This window comes from Halomonas sp. ND22Bw (assembly GCF_003011945.1).
Lineage (GTDB): Bacteria > Pseudomonadota > Gammaproteobacteria > Pseudomonadales > Halomonadaceae > Halomonas > Halomonas halophila.
This window is the reverse complement of record NZ_PXWD01001263.1, coordinates 1-257: the sequence shown is the minus strand read 5'-3', so window position 1 is coordinate 257 and position 257 is coordinate 1. Positions and strand designations below refer to the sequence as shown.

Annotated in this window: 1 protein-coding gene; it reads left to right on the top strand. The window is 61.9% G+C overall.

All coding sequences use genetic code 11. From position 1 onward, the window contains the following. On the top strand, positions 1–257 hold a 257-nt coding region (locus CVH10_RS22235; protein ID WP_146143285.1), incomplete at both ends, for a tyrosine-type recombinase/integrase.

The following is a 257-nucleotide window of genomic DNA, read 5'->3' as shown; positions in this document are numbered from 1 at the left end:
CCGCTCCCTGTCCACCATGCACATCATGGGCAAAGGGCGACGTGAACGGGTCCTGCCGCTGTGGAAGGAGACCCAGATCGCATTGCGCGCATGGCTTGCGATCCGGCCTCAAGTTGAGGTCACCGAGATTTTCCTCAATGCCAACGGGCAGCCGATGACCCGCGACGGATTTGCGTTCCGATTGGCCGAGCACGTCAAGACGGCAGCGACGAATCAGCCGTCGATCCTTGGGAAGCGCGTCACACCCCACGTGCTTC